General features: G+C 54.9%; 12 protein-coding genes. 4 read left to right on the top strand and 8 right to left on the bottom strand.

Features of this window, described 5'->3' with window-relative positions:
* Positions 1–5: 5 nt before the first annotated feature.
* Both EC840_RS16190 and EC840_RS16185 read right to left on the bottom strand, forming a co-directional pair.
* Complete coding sequence (locus tag EC840_RS16190; RefSeq protein ID WP_112287254.1) at positions 6–200, bottom strand: YnbE family lipoprotein; 195 nt, start codon at positions 198–200, stop codon at positions 6–8.
* Positions 197–2923 carry a YdbH family protein gene (locus EC840_RS16185; protein WP_132966126.1) on the bottom strand — a complete coding sequence of 909 codons (2727 nt, stop codon included), beginning with the start codon at positions 2921–2923 and terminating at the stop codon, positions 197–199. The genes EC840_RS16190 and EC840_RS16185 overlap by 4 nt, the downstream gene beginning before the upstream one ends.
* Positions 2924–3165: 242 nt before the next feature.
* On the opposite strand from EC840_RS16185, the gene EC840_RS16180 reads away from it, so the two are divergent.
* A complete protein-coding gene (locus EC840_RS16180) occupies positions 3166–4158 on the top strand; it encodes a 2-hydroxyacid dehydrogenase (protein ID WP_129639939.1) in 993 nt (330 codons plus the stop codon).
* 88 nt (positions 4159–4246) lie between these two features.
* On the opposite strand, the gene EC840_RS16175 is transcribed toward EC840_RS16180, so the two are convergent.
* From EC840_RS16175 to EC840_RS16155, 5 genes are read right to left on the bottom strand one after another with little or no spacing between them, the layout of a single operon-like run.
* Positions 4247–5176: a metallophosphoesterase gene (locus EC840_RS16175; RefSeq protein WP_132966124.1), complete on the bottom strand. Its 930-nt coding sequence runs from the start codon at positions 5174–5176 to the stop codon at positions 4247–4249.
* A gap of 20 nt (positions 5177–5196) precedes the next feature.
* A complete protein-coding gene (locus EC840_RS16170; RefSeq protein ID WP_129639937.1) occupies positions 5197–6012 on the bottom strand; it encodes a carbohydrate ABC transporter permease in 816 nt (271 codons plus the stop codon).
* Complete coding sequence (locus EC840_RS16165) at positions 6009–6920, bottom strand: sugar ABC transporter permease (protein ID WP_132966122.1); 912 nt, start codon at positions 6918–6920, stop codon at positions 6009–6011. The genes EC840_RS16170 and EC840_RS16165 overlap by 4 nt, the downstream gene beginning before the upstream one ends.
* A gap of 8 nt (positions 6921–6928) precedes the next feature.
* The gene (locus EC840_RS16160) at positions 6929–8209 is read right to left on the bottom strand and encodes an ABC transporter substrate-binding protein (protein ID WP_129639936.1); all 1281 of its coding nucleotides are present in this window, start codon (positions 8207–8209) and stop codon (positions 6929–6931) included.
* 55 nt (positions 8210–8264) lie between these two features.
* A complete protein-coding gene (locus tag EC840_RS16155) occupies positions 8265–9368 on the bottom strand; it encodes an ABC transporter ATP-binding protein (protein WP_120163982.1) in 1104 nt (367 codons plus the stop codon).
* Positions 9369–9569: 201 nt separating this feature from the next.
* On the opposite strand from EC840_RS16155, the gene hslJ reads away from it, so the two are divergent.
* The gene (gene hslJ, locus EC840_RS16150) at positions 9570–9992 is read left to right on the top strand and encodes a heat shock protein HslJ (RefSeq protein WP_120163981.1); all 423 of its coding nucleotides are present in this window, start codon (positions 9570–9572) and stop codon (positions 9990–9992) included.
* A gap of 56 nt (positions 9993–10048) precedes the next feature.
* Here the strand turns inward: hslJ and EC840_RS16145 are convergent, their stop codons facing one another.
* Complete coding sequence (locus tag EC840_RS16145; RefSeq protein ID WP_112287263.1) at positions 10049–10330, bottom strand: DUF333 domain-containing protein; 282 nt, start codon at positions 10328–10330, stop codon at positions 10049–10051.
* Positions 10331–10571: 241 nt separating this feature from the next.
* Between EC840_RS16145 and EC840_RS16140 the strand changes: the two genes are divergently transcribed.
* The gene (locus EC840_RS16140; RefSeq protein ID WP_112287264.1) at positions 10572–11228 is read left to right on the top strand and encodes an MgtC/SapB family protein; all 657 of its coding nucleotides are present in this window, start codon (positions 10572–10574) and stop codon (positions 11226–11228) included.
* Between the two features lie 241 nt (positions 11229–11469).
* On the top strand, positions 11470–15000 hold the full coding sequence (gene nifJ, locus EC840_RS16135; RefSeq protein ID WP_132966209.1) for a pyruvate:ferredoxin (flavodoxin) oxidoreductase: 3531 nt from the start codon (positions 11470–11472) through the stop codon (positions 14998–15000).
* The last annotated feature ends 184 nt before the right edge of the window (positions 15001–15184 follow it).

Genomic DNA, 15184 nt, shown 5'->3' with positions numbered 1-15184 from the left:
GGCTCCTAGAATAAATCGCTCTGATTTTTCAGCAGATCTTCCACGTCTTTATCCACTTTGATATGAATTTCGTGTTCAATTTTCACGTTCATATTGATAGTGATCGGCTCTTTCGGCGCAGCCAGTTCGATGCGCGGTACGCATCCGCTGAGCATCACTACGCAAAGCGCCACGCACGGTCCTGCAAATTGCAGTTTCATTGTTCCTTCCTCACTGTTGGATCCTTTTTCTGCCCGGCCGCAGCGGAGCCTTTTGACAGCGCATTCGCAGGCAAAGACATCTGCTGTTGCAGCCATTCCTGAAGATTGTCGCCAAAGCGCAAGCTGCGCCAGAGCTGGTAGATGTTTTCCTCGTGGGAATAGTTGAGGACGATTTCACGTTTTTCTTTGTCACCGCCGTGCGTCGTGTCGGTGTAGTTCACCCCGTCCACTTTCGCTTTCATGGACAGCACGCCAAGATTATCCAGGCTGACCAGCGCATCAGAACGGCTGATTTCCAGATAGCGCAGCAGGCCAATCACCATGTTATTGGCGAAATTCCCGCTGGCCATCGCGTCCGCGAATTGCGGATCGAGGCGCAGCGTCAGGCCACCGTCATTTCTGATCCAGCCGTTATGGATGATCCACTGCGGATTTTCCACGTACAGCGGCAGTTCACCGTAGACGACGCCCGACATCGCCAGTTGTTTCGGTTTCAGCGCCGTGAAGAGTTCGCTGAGATTGATCTTGTCGAACTTCAGCACCGCCGCGTCGTGCTGCGGCATACGCAGCGCGGAAAGGCTGAGATGCCCGCGCAGCATATCGACACCGAGATTGCTCAGGGTCAGCGGCGTCTCTTCACTCCACGGATAATGACCTTGCAAATCAGCAGTCACATTCTGCATTTTGACCAGATTGTTCACTTCGCCGATGCGCAGCGTCACCGGTTTTTTCACGCCGAGCTGCCAGACCTGATCTTTCAGGCGATAAGGCAGACTGAAATCCAGCCCGCTCAGGTCGCCGTCCTTCATCCAGAAGCCGCCGTTTTTCACTACCCAGTGGCCGCCAGCGACAAATCCCTGCCCGCGTGCCGCCGAGAATGCCGACTGCGCGTAGAACGATCCTGCACGTAATTTGATGTTCAGATCCGGCGTCAGCAGTGCCTGGAACGCGGTGAGTTGTTGTTTAGGCCACCAGCCTTCGCCGCGCAGACGTTCGCCGTCCCAGCGCCCGTTGAGGCGGATCGGGCCAATCGGTTTGGCATCAAGCATGCCGCGCATCGTGAAACTGTCGGGGCTGTCGCCGCTGAGCTGTAACGCCAGCGTTGCCGGAGGCAGATATCCGCCGTTCTCCAGCGCAATTTTTTTCGCCACCAGTTTGATGTCACCTTTAAATTCTGTCGGTAAATCAGGGTACTGCGGTTTAAAACGCGAAGACGGCGGACGTTTCCATTGCAGAGGATGTTCCAGTGTCAGACGCGGCGCATCGACATCGACGAGGCCGTAATGCAGCCGGTCAAAACCGGTGGAAAGCGAATTAATGCTGATGAGATTGTCATGCCACTGGCCTTTGCCGGACATATCCCAGCGACCGTTAAGCGGCGGCAGATGACCGTTGCCCCAGTAGTTGAAATTCCACTGGCCGATATCTGGCCAGAATGTCAGCGCTTTACCGCTGAGATGTAAATCAAACGCGCCCCAGAAGCTGTGGCGTGCTTTAAGAATGGCCTGAAGTGGCCCACTGACACCTTCAGCCGACACTTTTACCCCCGCCAGCGGCCAGCGCGCATCGCTGATCGTCAGCTCCGGCGTCGGTTTCCCCCACGCACGCAGCAGTGAACCGCTGCGCAGTGACAGCGTCGGATTCAGAACCGAACCGCTGAGCTGGCCGGGAAGCGACGCACTCAGAGAAGTGGCCTGCAAATTGGCTTGTCCGGTGAGGCGGAAATCGAGATTACTGTCGAGCAGCCCGACACGACCCGGCCCCATGGTCAGCACCACGTTCGCCTTACCATTGTGCCCCTGCGTCAGCACGTTCAGCCGCGCCGTGATATTGGTTTGATCGAACGTCGGCGTCCAGTCACTGAGCGTCAGATTTACGCCACCGGCCAGCGGTTGCGCGGCATACGGCCAGCGCCACTGTCCTTGCGTAATGTCTAAAACGTTATTGCTCAGTTTCCACGGCAGCATCAGTAACGGCTGCTGGCTGTCTTTTTCTGTCAACGTCAGCACGCCTTCAGTCGCCTGCCAGCTGAGCTGAATATCCAGCGGGTTGGGCACCTGCGCCGTTTGCATTTCGGCGTGCAGTTCGCCGGATTCCGGGAGCGTATCTAACGTCGCAGGCAGCAGCAATTTGCCGCTCAGCGTGACCGGCTGGTCGCTGCCCGGTGGCGTCAGGCTGAAGGAATGGATCGCCAGCTGACGGTTGCCGTCCAGCACCGCGTCCAGTTTCAGCGATTCGCCATTAAAGGAAAGATGCTGCGTGCCGCCAGCATTACTGATCTGCAACTGACCGGCATAGCGCTGCCAGGGCGTGACAGAAAGATGATCAATGCTGATATCGCCGGGCGGCAACATCTGCTGAATATCGGCCAGCGAAAGCGTCTGCTGACTGTCGCTTTTCGGCATTTTAGCCAGACAGGCGGTGTCGACGCTCAGGGCGTCCAGTTTCAGCGCCCATTGTCCGTCATGACGGCTGAGGCGGGCATTGCGCGCGGTGGCAAGCTGGCAGTCACCGGCGGCATAACTCACGCCCGGCAACTGAAGTACTCCGTCAGCCCAGCGCGGCGCGCCTTTGAGCGTCAGTTGCGTGCCTGCGGGCAGCCAGTGCCCGGCCACAACGGGCAACCAGCGCGGCACGGTTTTCCATAACACCCACATCAGCAATGCGACAATCACCACTATACTCAGGAGTATCTGCGCGCTTCTCTTCAGTCCGTTCCTCATGACTAGCCTTGTCTTATACTTCACTAAATGACCTAACCGCCCGCAAGATATCATAATTAGCGTAACAACTGATGGCCGGATTGCCAGAACACCTGAGCCAAATAGCACGGGAAAAATTGTCTGCGCCCCTGCGCTCTGCTAGTTTGGTAGCATATTGCGAATTGTTTCTGAAACTGTTTATTCCTTATAAAACAGGTGGAAACCGTTTCGCCAGAGATTCAAACTCACTGCGGAGAAACACCATGAAAGTGGCTGTCTACAGTACTAAAAATTACGACCGGAAATATCTGGAACTGGTCAATCAACATTATGGCTATGAACTGGAATTTTTCGATTTTCTGCTGACCCCGCAAACGGCGAAAACAGCGATAGGTTCTGATGCAGTCTGTATTTTTGTTAACGACGATGGTTGCCGCGACGTGTTACAGGAACTGGCAACCCTTGGCATTAAAACCCTCGCCCTGCGTTGTGCCGGTTTTAACAATGTCGATTTAGATGCAGCGAAAGAGCTGGGGATTTCGGTGGTGCGTGTACCGGCCTATTCGCCGGAAGCGGTGGCCGAACACGCAGTGGGTATGATGATGTGTCTGAACCGTCACATTCATCGCGCCTATCAGCGCACCCGTGAAGCCAACTTCTCACTGGAAGGCCTGATCGGTTTTAACATGTATCAGCGCACCGCCGGCATTATCGGGACCGGTAAAATCGGCGTGGCCGCCATGCGTATTCTCAAAGGTTTTGGTATGCGCATTCTGGCTTACGATCCGTACCCAAGCCCGCTGGCGCTGGAACTCGGCGCTGAATATGTCGATCTGGATACGCTGTATGCTGAATCCGATGTGATTTCGCTGCACTGTCCGCTGACGCCGGAAAACCACCACATGCTGAATGCCGGTGCGTTTGCCAAGATGAAAGATGGCGTGATGATCGTCAACACCAGCCGTGGCGCATTGCTGGATGCCACCGCCGCGATTGATGCGCTGAAAAAACAAAAAATCGGCGCGCTGGGCATGGACGTTTACGAAAACGAACGCGATCTGTTCTTCGAAGATAACTCCAACGAAGTGATCCTCGACGACGTATTCCGCCGCCTGTCATCATGTCACAACGTGCTGTTCACCGGCCATCAGGCGTTTCTGACCAGCGATGCGCTGACCAGCATTTCAGAAACCACGCTGATGAATATTGATCAGCTTTCGAAAGGCGTTCACTGCCCGAATCTGCTGACCGCATAAGGATCGTAAAACGGGTAAGGCTCACTGTGGTGAGCCTTTTTTATTTCTGCTGTCGCTGTCATCGGCTAAGTTGTCAGCGACTAAGTTATCAGCGACTGAGTACCCGGCTGATTTCCGTGCCATAACCGGTGATGGTCAGCACGTCATCGGCCAGCGTCACCGAGGAAAACGGCAGGCTATTTTCGCCGTCGACCATTCCCTTGAGCGTTATGAAATCGGTATTCCCGACACGATCGTAGCCGCCGCGATGGTCGTGACCGGCGAAATAAGCACGCACGTCATAACGGCACAGCAGTTCGACCAGCGTCTCGCAGTTCCACAGATTATGGCTGTTTACCGGCGTCAGCGGGTAGTGCCCGAAAACCAGCACCACTTCACGCCGCTCGCGGGCTTCTCGCAGATTCTGTTCAATCCATTCCAGCTGTTTGCGACCTACCGCACCGTTCCACGGCTGCGCCTGCGACTGCTGGCATTCGGTCAGTTCTTCCAGCATATATTCAGCCAGCTGATGGTCGTCGCCGTTGGCATGATTGCAGTACAAACTGACGTCGTTGCCGTCAATGACCAGAAAACGATAGCCCGGCAGACTGAACGAATAATAACTTTTCGGCAGACCCATTGCCGGTTTCTGCGCGCCGAGATGTTCAGAAATCACCTGCGCATCGTGGTTGCCGATCAGCACCGCATGCGGATGTCGCAGCGCGTCATAACGGTCAAGAACCGCCTGAAAACTGGTCCAGTCTCTGTCCACCAGGTCACCCAATGTGACGACAAAATCCAGTTTTAAGTCATTCAGCTCATTAATAGCCGTAGCCAGTTTATTCAGGCTGTTGCGGTAATAACGGATGTTATGCGGATCGGCATCTGCATATTGTGGATCCGCAATCAGCCCGAACCGCAGCCGTGCGCCGTTTACCAGCGCATCATGCACCTCCGGCAGCTCGTACAATGAACTCACATTGCCCAGCGCCTGTGCCTGCCGCTCAGATAACAAAGGGGATGAAGTCGTGACGGTCATAATATTCTCCTGTCAGGTGCTTATCGGATCCCTGCCCGCATAAAAGATTGAACGAACTGGCGCTGAAAGATAAGAAACAGCACCAGTAATGGCAGCACGGTCATCAGCGTGGCGGCGCTGATCAGCGCCCATTGCACGCCTTGTTCCGGCGCGGAAAACAGCTGAAGTCCGACGGTAACCGGCCGCACTTTCACCGAATCGGTAATGACCAGCGGCCAGAGAAAATCGTTCCAGTGGAAACTGATGGAAACCAGCGCAAAGGCGACGTAAATCGGTTTCGCCAGCGGGATGTAGATTTTGCGCAGAATATAGAACCGGCTGGCGCCTTCCACGATGGCGGCTTCTTCCAGCACCAGCGGAATACTTTTAAACGTCTGGCGCAGCAGGAAGATGGCAAACGCCGAAGCAAAATACGGCAGCGCAATACCGGCCAGCGTGTCACGCAGCCCCAGCGCACCAATGGTTTTGTAGTTGTTCAGGATCAGAACATCGGGACTTATCATCAGTTGCAACAAAATCAGCGCGAAGATAAATCCCCCCGCTTTGAGTTTAAATCTGACCAGCGCATACGCCGCCAGGGTCGCCAGTATCAGCTGGCAGATCACAATCATCAGCACCAGCAACGTGGTGTTGAGAAAGTAACGGGCGAAGGGAGCCGCGTTCCAGGCATTGATAAAATTCTGCAAGGTCAGCGGCGCAAACAGTGAAAAACTGCCCTGCGCAGAGGCCGGATGAATGGATACCCAGACAGCCACCAGCACCGGCAAAAACCACAGCAAAGCCGCCAGCCAGATGGCGAGGTTCAGGGAAAAACGGCTGAGAGAAAAACGATTCACTGATAGTGCGCCCTTTTATCCAGCAGATTAAATTTGATCAGCGCGATGACGGCGAGGATCACCAGCAGGACGACTGTCATGGCTGACGCGGCCGGCAAATCCCAGTAACTGAACGCTGTGCGGTAGATGTAAAAGAGCAACAAACTGGTGCTGTTATTTGGGCCGCCGTTGGTCATGGCAATCACCTGATCGACAATCCTGAAAGCATTCATCGAGGCATTGATCAGGATAAACAGCGTGGTCGGCATCAGTAACGGCCACTGCACGCGAAAGAAGAAATAGCGTTTTGATGCTCCTTCAATTTCAGCAGCTTCGGCAAGACGCGGATCGATTTGCTGTAGCGCCGCCAGATAAAAAATCATAAAGAATCCGGCTTCGCGCCACACGGAAACCGCCATCAGGCTGTAAAGCGCCGTGCCGGGCTCACCGAGCCAGTTGACCGCAGGCAGCGAAAACAGCGCCAGCAGCTTGTTGAGCAAGCCGAGTTGCGGCGTGTAGAAAAACAGCCACAGGTTGGCAATCGCCACCATCGGCAGCAGCGAGGGAATGAAAAACGCCGCGCGGGTGATGGCGTTACCGCGCAGGCGACGGTTCACCGCCAGCGCCATCATCAGCGCAAGAATGACCGACAGCGGGATGGTGATCACGGCATAAAGCAGGTTATTGCGCAGCGACAGCATAAAGATGTCGTCGTCGAGCAGTGCGCGGAAGTTATCCAGACCGACAAACTGCGCGGAATGCCCGCTGCGCGCGGCGCTGAACAGGCTTTCCCACACCGTCGCCATCGCCGGATAATGGGTAAACAACAGCAAAAAACAGAGCGCGGGCAACAGCAGCAGATAACCATAAAGCTGTAAAGACAGTCCGCGAGTGCGGGCGGCCGGTGCAACAGTGTGCAGGATGCTCATGCCGGTCCTTACTGATAAGGTTTCAGCAGGCGGTCGGCCTGTTTCTGCGCCGAACTCAGCGCGTCTGCCGGCGTTTTGGCCTGCGTCACGGCGGCTTCGATCGCGTGATTCAGCAGTTCCTGGATCTGTACGCTGTTATACGTCGACAGCTCCGGCTGGGAATATTTAAGCTGCTCACGCGCCACCAGCGCCTGCGGCACCTGTTTCACGTAATCCTGCATGACCGGCGTTTCCCAAGCGGCGGGTGATGTGGCGACGTAGCCTGTCGCGATACTCCAGCGAGCGGCCTGCTCAGGCGCAGAAACCCAGCGGATAAACGCCATGGCGGCTTTCTGCTGTTCCGGTGTGGTGTTTTTGAAAACGTACAGGTTGCCGCCGCCGGTCGGGCTGCCGCGCCGGGTTTTCTCCGGCAACATCGCCACACCGAACGGGAATTTGGCGTTTTCACGCACGGTAGTCAGGTTGCCGGTGGTGGTCACCATCATCGCCGTTTTACCGTCGATAAAGTCCTGCGGCGTGGTGCCCCAGGCAATAGTGCCTTTTGGTGATACGCCGTCTTTTTGCGACAAATCAGTCAGCCATTGCAGCGTCTCGACGTTAGCCGGCGTATCAAAGGTGACCGCCGTGCCTTTGCCGTTATCCAGATGGCTGCCGTTGGTGGCGGCAATCCCCTGGAAGTTCCAGTAACCATTTGGCGTTGAAGGAATTTCGATACCCCACTGCTTCACTTCATTACCGTCACGTACCACCAGTTTTTTGCCGAAATCCACCACCTGCTGCCAGTTTGCTGGCGGCGTATCGCCATTCAGCCCGGCTTTCTCAAACGCCTGTTTGTTCCAGTACATCACCACGGTTGAACGCTGGAACGGGATCCCCCACACCTTATCCTGAATATGGCGGATAAAGGCCGGATAAAAACCGTCGATCCATTTTTTGCCGTCTGCATCATTTGCCAGGTCACTGACCGGCAAAATCGCGCCCGCGTCGATCAGCGAATAGGCTTCAATGTCGCCAATCACCGCGATTTGCGGGGCATTGCCGCCACGGAACGCGGTCAGCGCTTTGGTGACTGTGGTGGCGTAATCCCCGGTATACACCGGCTGAATGCTGATATCCGGATGTGTTTTTTGGAAATCTTCCACCAGGGTATCCACGGTATGGCTGATTTTTCCGCCCACGGCGATCGGGTAATACATTTGTAATTTCACAGGATCCGCCGCAAAAGCCGAGGTTCCGGTGATTAAAAGCATCGCTGCGGTCAGACGTGAGAGACGGTGCGCAATAGACATGATGTTCCCTTCGGTAATAGTCGTTGTAAGAATAAAAGTGACTCAAAAAAACCTGCTACACGGCGACGCGGTTATCTGAAGGCTGGCAGGCTTGTTCCGCCTGATAACAGCGTTTTCCGTCCGCTGTGAAGAAAAAATATTGTGCGCCCGTCGCCCACTGCAACCCGACGGACTGGCCTTCGGCGTAGCGTTTCATCCCGGCGACTTTGACCGTCAGCGGTTGCGCATATCCGGCTAAGGCGCAGGCGATGAGAGTATCCGCACCCATGTATTCGTGGCTTATCACCTGCGCGGTCAGGCTGGCGTTTTCGGCGGCAATCAGCTGAATATCTTCTGCACGCAGCCCCAGACTGATAGCGTCCTGATGAAAATTTTCCACCACCGGCAAGGACATGGTGGCCAGATAATGGTGATGACCGCGGCGCTCTAACGGCAAAATGTTCATCGGTGGCGCCCCGATAAATTGCGCGGTAAAAATGCTGGTCGGGTTGTTATAGAGATTGTCCGGCGTGTCGTGCTGTTCGATACACCCGTCGTTGAGCAGAATGATTTTGTCCGCCATGCTCATCGCTTCGGTCTGATCGTGGGTGACGTACACCATCGTCAGGCCAAGTTTTTTCTGAATCGCACGGATCTCACGACGCATACTCTGACGCAGCTTGGCGTCCAGATTGGAAAGCGGTTCATCCATCAGACACAGCTTGTTATTGGCAATCACCGCCCGGCCCAGCGCCACACGCTGCTGCTGTCCGCCGGAAAGCTGCGCCGGAAGCCGGTCGAGCAAGGGTTCCAGCTCCATCAGTTTGCTGACTTCCTGTAACCGCGAAGCGAAATGACGTTTATCCTCGCCGCGCGCCCGCAATCCGAATAACAGGTTTTCGCGAACGTTCATGTGCGGAAACAGTGCGTAGGACTGGAACACCATAGAAAGCTTGCGCTGTGACGGTGTGAGCGCGGTCACGTCTGTGTGCTGGAAATAAATCGCGCCGCTGTCCGCGGATTCCAGGCCGGCAATCGTGCGCAGCATGGTGGATTTCCCGCAACCGGAAGGCCCCAGCAACGCAATGAAATCGCCCTCTTCCACATCAAAGCTGATGTCGTTGAGTGCCACTTTATTGCCCCAGGATTTTCGGATGTGGTGAAGTGATAAATAGCTCATGCCGCCGGTGTCTCTCTGACTCGTGATGGGCATAACCTATCGGGCTAAAATGACGCTTTTATGATGGGGAGATGACGGGAGAAATACAGCAAGGGTTAACTTGACCATCCATTCACGCTATAATACTCCGACAAATATTGCATAAGTCAGTTGAATGTATCGACATGGCGAGTGCTAAAGGAATATTTCTCAGGAGAGAAGATGAAGAAGTCACTGTTTATTCTGGCCGCCGCGATGACTCTGGGTGCCTGCAGCATGAATCAAGACACTACTGTGAAACAAAACGACCTGCAGCACCACCGCTTTGAACTGCTGAGTGTCGATGGTCAGACGGTTCCTGCGGCGCAGGGGCGTATTCCGGAAATCGAATTCGGCTCAAACATGCATGTTTCCGGCAAAATGTGTAACAACTTCATGGGTCAGGGCAAGCTGCAAAACAACGTGCTGACCGTGAAAGGCCTGGCGTCCACCATGATGCTGTGCCCGGATGAAAATCTGAATAAATGGGATCACGTGATCAGCGACGTTCTGAATAACGGCGCGGCAGTGACCCTGCAGGATCACAAACTGACCCTGACGCAGGGCAAACACCAGCTGGTATATCGTCTGAAAGACCGTATGTAAGAGCAGGTATGTCGTAGCACGAATGCAAAAACGCCAAACACCAGTTTGGCGTTTTATCAGGCTTTACAGAGTCCCTGCATCAGCGCGCCTTCAGAGCACTGACGGCCATTCGCCATCGAACACATGCCGACACGACTGCCATCAAGCTGCGGCGCCATTCGTAACTGGCCTCCCGCCATGGAACAGGCTGCATAAGCCGGGCTGTCTATATTAACGGTGCGCTGTCCGATATTAACGCTGTTGCCTTTTTGCACAACATCAGCCGAATCGTCGTGGCTGCTGCATGCGGCTAACACCAGCACACCCGCGGCCAGTAACACGCGAAACGCAGTGATCATCTGTCCTGCTCCTGAATATGACGGGGGAATTTTTTTCGAATCGCCATCATATCCGACGTTTTTCATCGCCGTCGAGCCCTCCGGAGAAATAACATCAACTTTTTCCTAAAAAAAGGGCGTATTTAAACACTCAGACACATTTTATTTCGCCTGGTTATTTCTTCTGCTAATAAAATTAACGGTTATTAACCTCTTTTCGGTCTACATACACTGGAAAATATAATCAACAAGGAGCCTTTTTATGCTGACAGATTTTCTCCTGCGTATTGCCCTCGCCGGAGCCCTGGGTGGCTTAATCGGTATTGAGCGTCAGCTGCGCGCGAAAGAAGCCGGATTACGCACCCATATTCTGGTGGGTATCGGTAGCGCGATGTTTATGATTGTGTCGAAATACGGTTTCGCCGATATCCTGATGCAAACCCACGTCAGTTTCGACCCCAGCCGTGTCGCCGCACAGGTCGTCAGCGGGATGGGTTTCCTCGGCGCCGGGACCATCATTATTCAAAAACAGATTGTAAAAGGCTTAACCACCGCCGCCGGTTTGTGGGTGACCGCCGCCATTGGTCTGGTGATTGGTAGCGGGTTGTACGAAATCGGTATATATGGCGCTTTCATGACCTTAATTGTGCTGGAAGTCTTTCGCCAGATCAGCAATCACTGGGTCGGCCATCACCATTTAATCGAAATACGCCTGATGCCGGAAAGCGTGCCTGCGGTGTTATTATCGTTACAGAAAATGCGTATACGTCCGGGTCATATCAAAGTGAATCAGCGCGACGAAGATGAAAGTAAATGTGAACTGGTTCTGGATGTGATCCTGCGACCGAAACAGAGCGTGGATAAATTGTACGAGGCGCTGATGTCGGTGAAAGGAATAAAACGCATCGATATTAATTAATCGCCGTTTGATTTCCTCATTCTCCTATTTAGCCGCTGCTGAGTGTTTGTTTTCTGGCAGCGGCTAATAAAAATCCTTACACCGCGGGTCATTGCGTAACCGGTTCAAAAATAGAGCGAAATAGCCCTGCACACAATCAGGATAAATCGATTAATCCGCCCTCTGCTAAGCTTTTATCATTCTTGCCAGCAAACCGAATTTCCTGCTGGCCGCAATTGTGAGCAACGCAAAAGGGTATTCCATGATCACCACTGACGGTAATAACGCAGTCGCTTCCGTGGCTTATCGCACTAACGAAGTGATTGCCATCTACCCGATCACACCAAGTTCCACCATGGCCGAAATTGCCGGTGCGTGGTCTGGCGAAGGAAAGCAAAATCTGTGGGGCGATGTCCCGACAGTAATGGAAATGCAGTCCGAAGCCGGGGCGATTTCTACCGTTCACGGCGCATTGCAGACCGGTGCGCTGTCGACCTCCTTCACCTCGTCGCAGGGTTTGTTACTGATGATCCCGACGCTCTACAAACTGGCCGGTGAGCTGACGCCGTTCGTGCTGCACGTCGCGGCGCGCACCGTCGCCACCCATGCGCTGTCGATTTTTGGCGATCATTCCGATGTGATGGCCGTGCGCCAGACCGGTTGCGCCCTGCTCTCTGCTGCCAGCGTGCAGGAAGCACAAGACTTCGCGCTGATTTCTCAGGTCGCCAGCCTCAACAGCCGTGTGCCGTTTATTCATTTTTTTGATGGCTTCCGTACCTCGCACGAAATCAACAAAATTGCCCCACTGAGCGATGACACGCTCCAGCAAATGTTGCCGCAGGCGCAGATTGACGCGCACCGCGCACGTGCCCTTTCGCCGGATCATCCGGTGATCCGCGGGACGTCTGCTAACCCGGACACCTATTTCCAGTCACGCGAAGCTACCAATCCGTATTACGACGCGACCTGTCAGCACGTTATCGACGCCATGAATGCGTTTGCCGCCCTGACCGGCCGCGAATATAAGCCGTTCGAATATGTCGGCGATCCGCAGGCAGAACGGGTGATCGTGCTGATGGGTTCCGGCATCGGCACCGCAGAAGAAGTGATTGAAACCCTGAATGCGCGCGGCGAGAAAGTCGGCGTGCTGAAAGTGCGTCTTTACCGTCCGTTCAGCGCCGAACATATGTTATCCGTGCTGCCGCAGACGGTGAAAAGCATTGCAGTGCTCGATCGCACCAAAGAGCCGGGCGCGCTGGCTGAGCCATTATACCTCGACGTGATGACCGCGCTGGCAGAAGCGTATAGCCGTGGCGAACGGGATTCGCTGCCAAAAGTGACCGGCGGACGTTACGGGCTGTCCTCTAAAGAGTTCGGCCCCGACTGCGTGATGTCGATATTCCGCGAGCTGTCACTCAGTCAGCCACGTCCGCGCTTTACCGTCGGCATTTATGACGACGTGACAGGCCTTTCCCTGCCGGTGGTGGAGGAAGATTTACCGCAGCACGCTTCGCTAGAAGCCCTGTTCTACGGGCTTGGCAGCGACGGTTCGGTATCAGCCACCAAGAACAACATCAAGATTATCGGCAACAGCACACCGATGTACGCGCAGGGGTATTTCGTTTACGACTCCAAAAAGGCCGGTGGTCTGACGGTGTCGCATCTGCGCGTCAGCGAGAAGCCGATCAAATCCGCGTATCTGGTCAGCCAGGCGCATTTTGTCGCCTGTCATCAGTGGCAGTTTATCGATCTGTATCAGATGGCAGAACGCCTGCGTCCGGGCGGTATTTTCCTGCTCAATACGCCGTTCAGCGCCGATGAAGTCTGGGCACGTTTACCGCTGGAAGTTCAGGCGACGCTTATCCAGCGCGAAGCCCGTTTCTATGTGATCAACGCCGCCAAAATTGCCCGCGAATGCAAACTCGGCGCGCGCATTAACACCGTCATGCAGATGGCGTTCTTCCACCTGACGCAGATCTTGCCGGGCGAACAGGCGCTGGCGGAATTGCAGGGCGCGATTGCCCGCAGCTACAGCAGCAAAGGCGAGGAAATCGTCACCCGCAACTGGATGGCGCTGGCGGCCACGCTGGAAGAACTGGTATCAGTGCCGTTACAGGCGATTCCGGAAAACCCGCGCAAACGCCCGCCGATTGTGTCCGACGCTGCGCCGGATTTCGTCAAAACCGTCACCGCCACCATGCTGGCCGGTCTTGGCGATGCCCTGCCGGTTTCGGCTTTCCCGCCGGACGGCACCTGGCCGACAGGCACCACGCAATGGGAAAAACGCAACATTGCCGAAGAAGTGCCGATCTGGAAGCCGGATTTGTGTACTCAGTGCAACCACTGTGTCGCGGCCTGTCCGCATTCCGCCATCCGCGCCAAAGTGGTTCAGCCGGAGTTTATGGAAGACGCGCCGTCTGCACTGCAATCTCTGGATGTGAAATCCCGCGACATGCGCGGCCAGAAATACGTATTGCAGGTTGCGCCTGAAGACTGCACCGGCTGTAATCTGTGCGTGGAAGTGTGTCCTGCAAAAGACCGTCAGGATCCGTCCATCAAAGCCATTAACATGGCAGACCGCATTGAGCATCTGGAAGAAGAACGCGCCAACTATGACTTCTTCCTCAAACTGCCGGAAATTGACAAAACCACGCTGGAACGTATCGATATCCGCACGTCGCAGCTGATCACGCCGCTGTTCGAATATTCCGGTGCCTGCTCCGGTTGTGGCGAAACGCCTTACATTAAACTGCTGACCCAGCTGTACGGCGATCGTTTGCTGATCGCCAACGCCACCGGCTGTTCTTCAATTTATGGCGGCAACCTGCCTTCAACGCCATACACCACCAACGCCGATGGCCGCGGTCCGGCCTGGGCAAACTCGCTGTTTGAAGATAACGCCGAATTCGGGCTGGGCTTCCGTCTGACTGTCGATCAGCATCGCCGTCGCGTGCTGCGTTTAGTCGCCTCGCTGGAAGAACATATTCCCGCAGAGCTGTTAGGCGGCCTGCGCGATGAGACGTCCACGCCGGAAGTGAAACGCGAACATGTCACGGCGCTGCGTAACATTCTGGCAGACATTGATACGCCGGATGCACGTCAGCTGGCGACCGACGCCGATTATCTGGTGGATAAATCTATCTGGCTGATTGGCGGCGACGGCTGGGCGTATGACATCGGTTTCGGCGGGCTGGATCACGTGCTGAGCCTGACGGAAAACGTCAACGTGCTGGTGCTCGATACCCAGTGTTATTCCAACACCGGCGGCCAGCAGTCGAAGGCCACGCCGCTTGGCGCGGTGACGAAATTTGCCGAACAGGGTAAACGGAAATCGCGTAAGGATCTGGGCGTCAGCATGATGATGTACGGTCATGTGTATGTGGCGCAAATTTCGCTCGGTGCGCAGCTGAACCAGACGGTGAAAGCCATTCAGGAAGCCGAAGCGTATCCGGGGCCGTCGCTGATTATCGCGTACAGTCCGTGCGAAGAACACGGTTACGATCTGGCGCTCAGCCATGACCAGATGAAACAGCTGACCACCACCGGTTTCTGGCCGTTGTACCGCTTCGACCCACGTCGCGTGGAAGAAGGTAAACCGGCACTGGCACTGGATTCAAGGCCACCTTCCAGTGGTCTGACGGATACGCTCAACAACGAGCAACGCTTCCGTCGCCTGAATTCCCAGCAGCCGGAAGTGGCAGAAATGTTGTATGCGGCGGCAGAGAAAGAGTTGCAGCAGAAATATGACTTCTTAGCCATGCTGGCCGGGAAAAGGGCGGAACCGGAGTCTTAAAACTGAAGCGCTGCCGCCCTTCCCGGGCGGCTTTTTTCATCGTAAATCACCCTGCTCGAATTCTGCTGAAATCACAGGTGAAGTTTCTTTAATTACTTAACGCGATTTCTCAGGCCAAATTTCTAAAGGGTACTAACATCGTTCCGGGAGCACGTCTCTCGTTCCAAAACTAAATTTTAGTGAT

The sequence above is a fragment of the Rahnella sp. JUb53 genome (assembly GCF_004346065.1).
Classification (GTDB): Bacteria; Pseudomonadota; Gammaproteobacteria; order Enterobacterales; family Enterobacteriaceae; genus Rahnella; species Rahnella variigena.
Note: the sequence above shows the minus strand (reverse complement) of the source record. Positions and strands in the feature narration are given on the sequence as shown.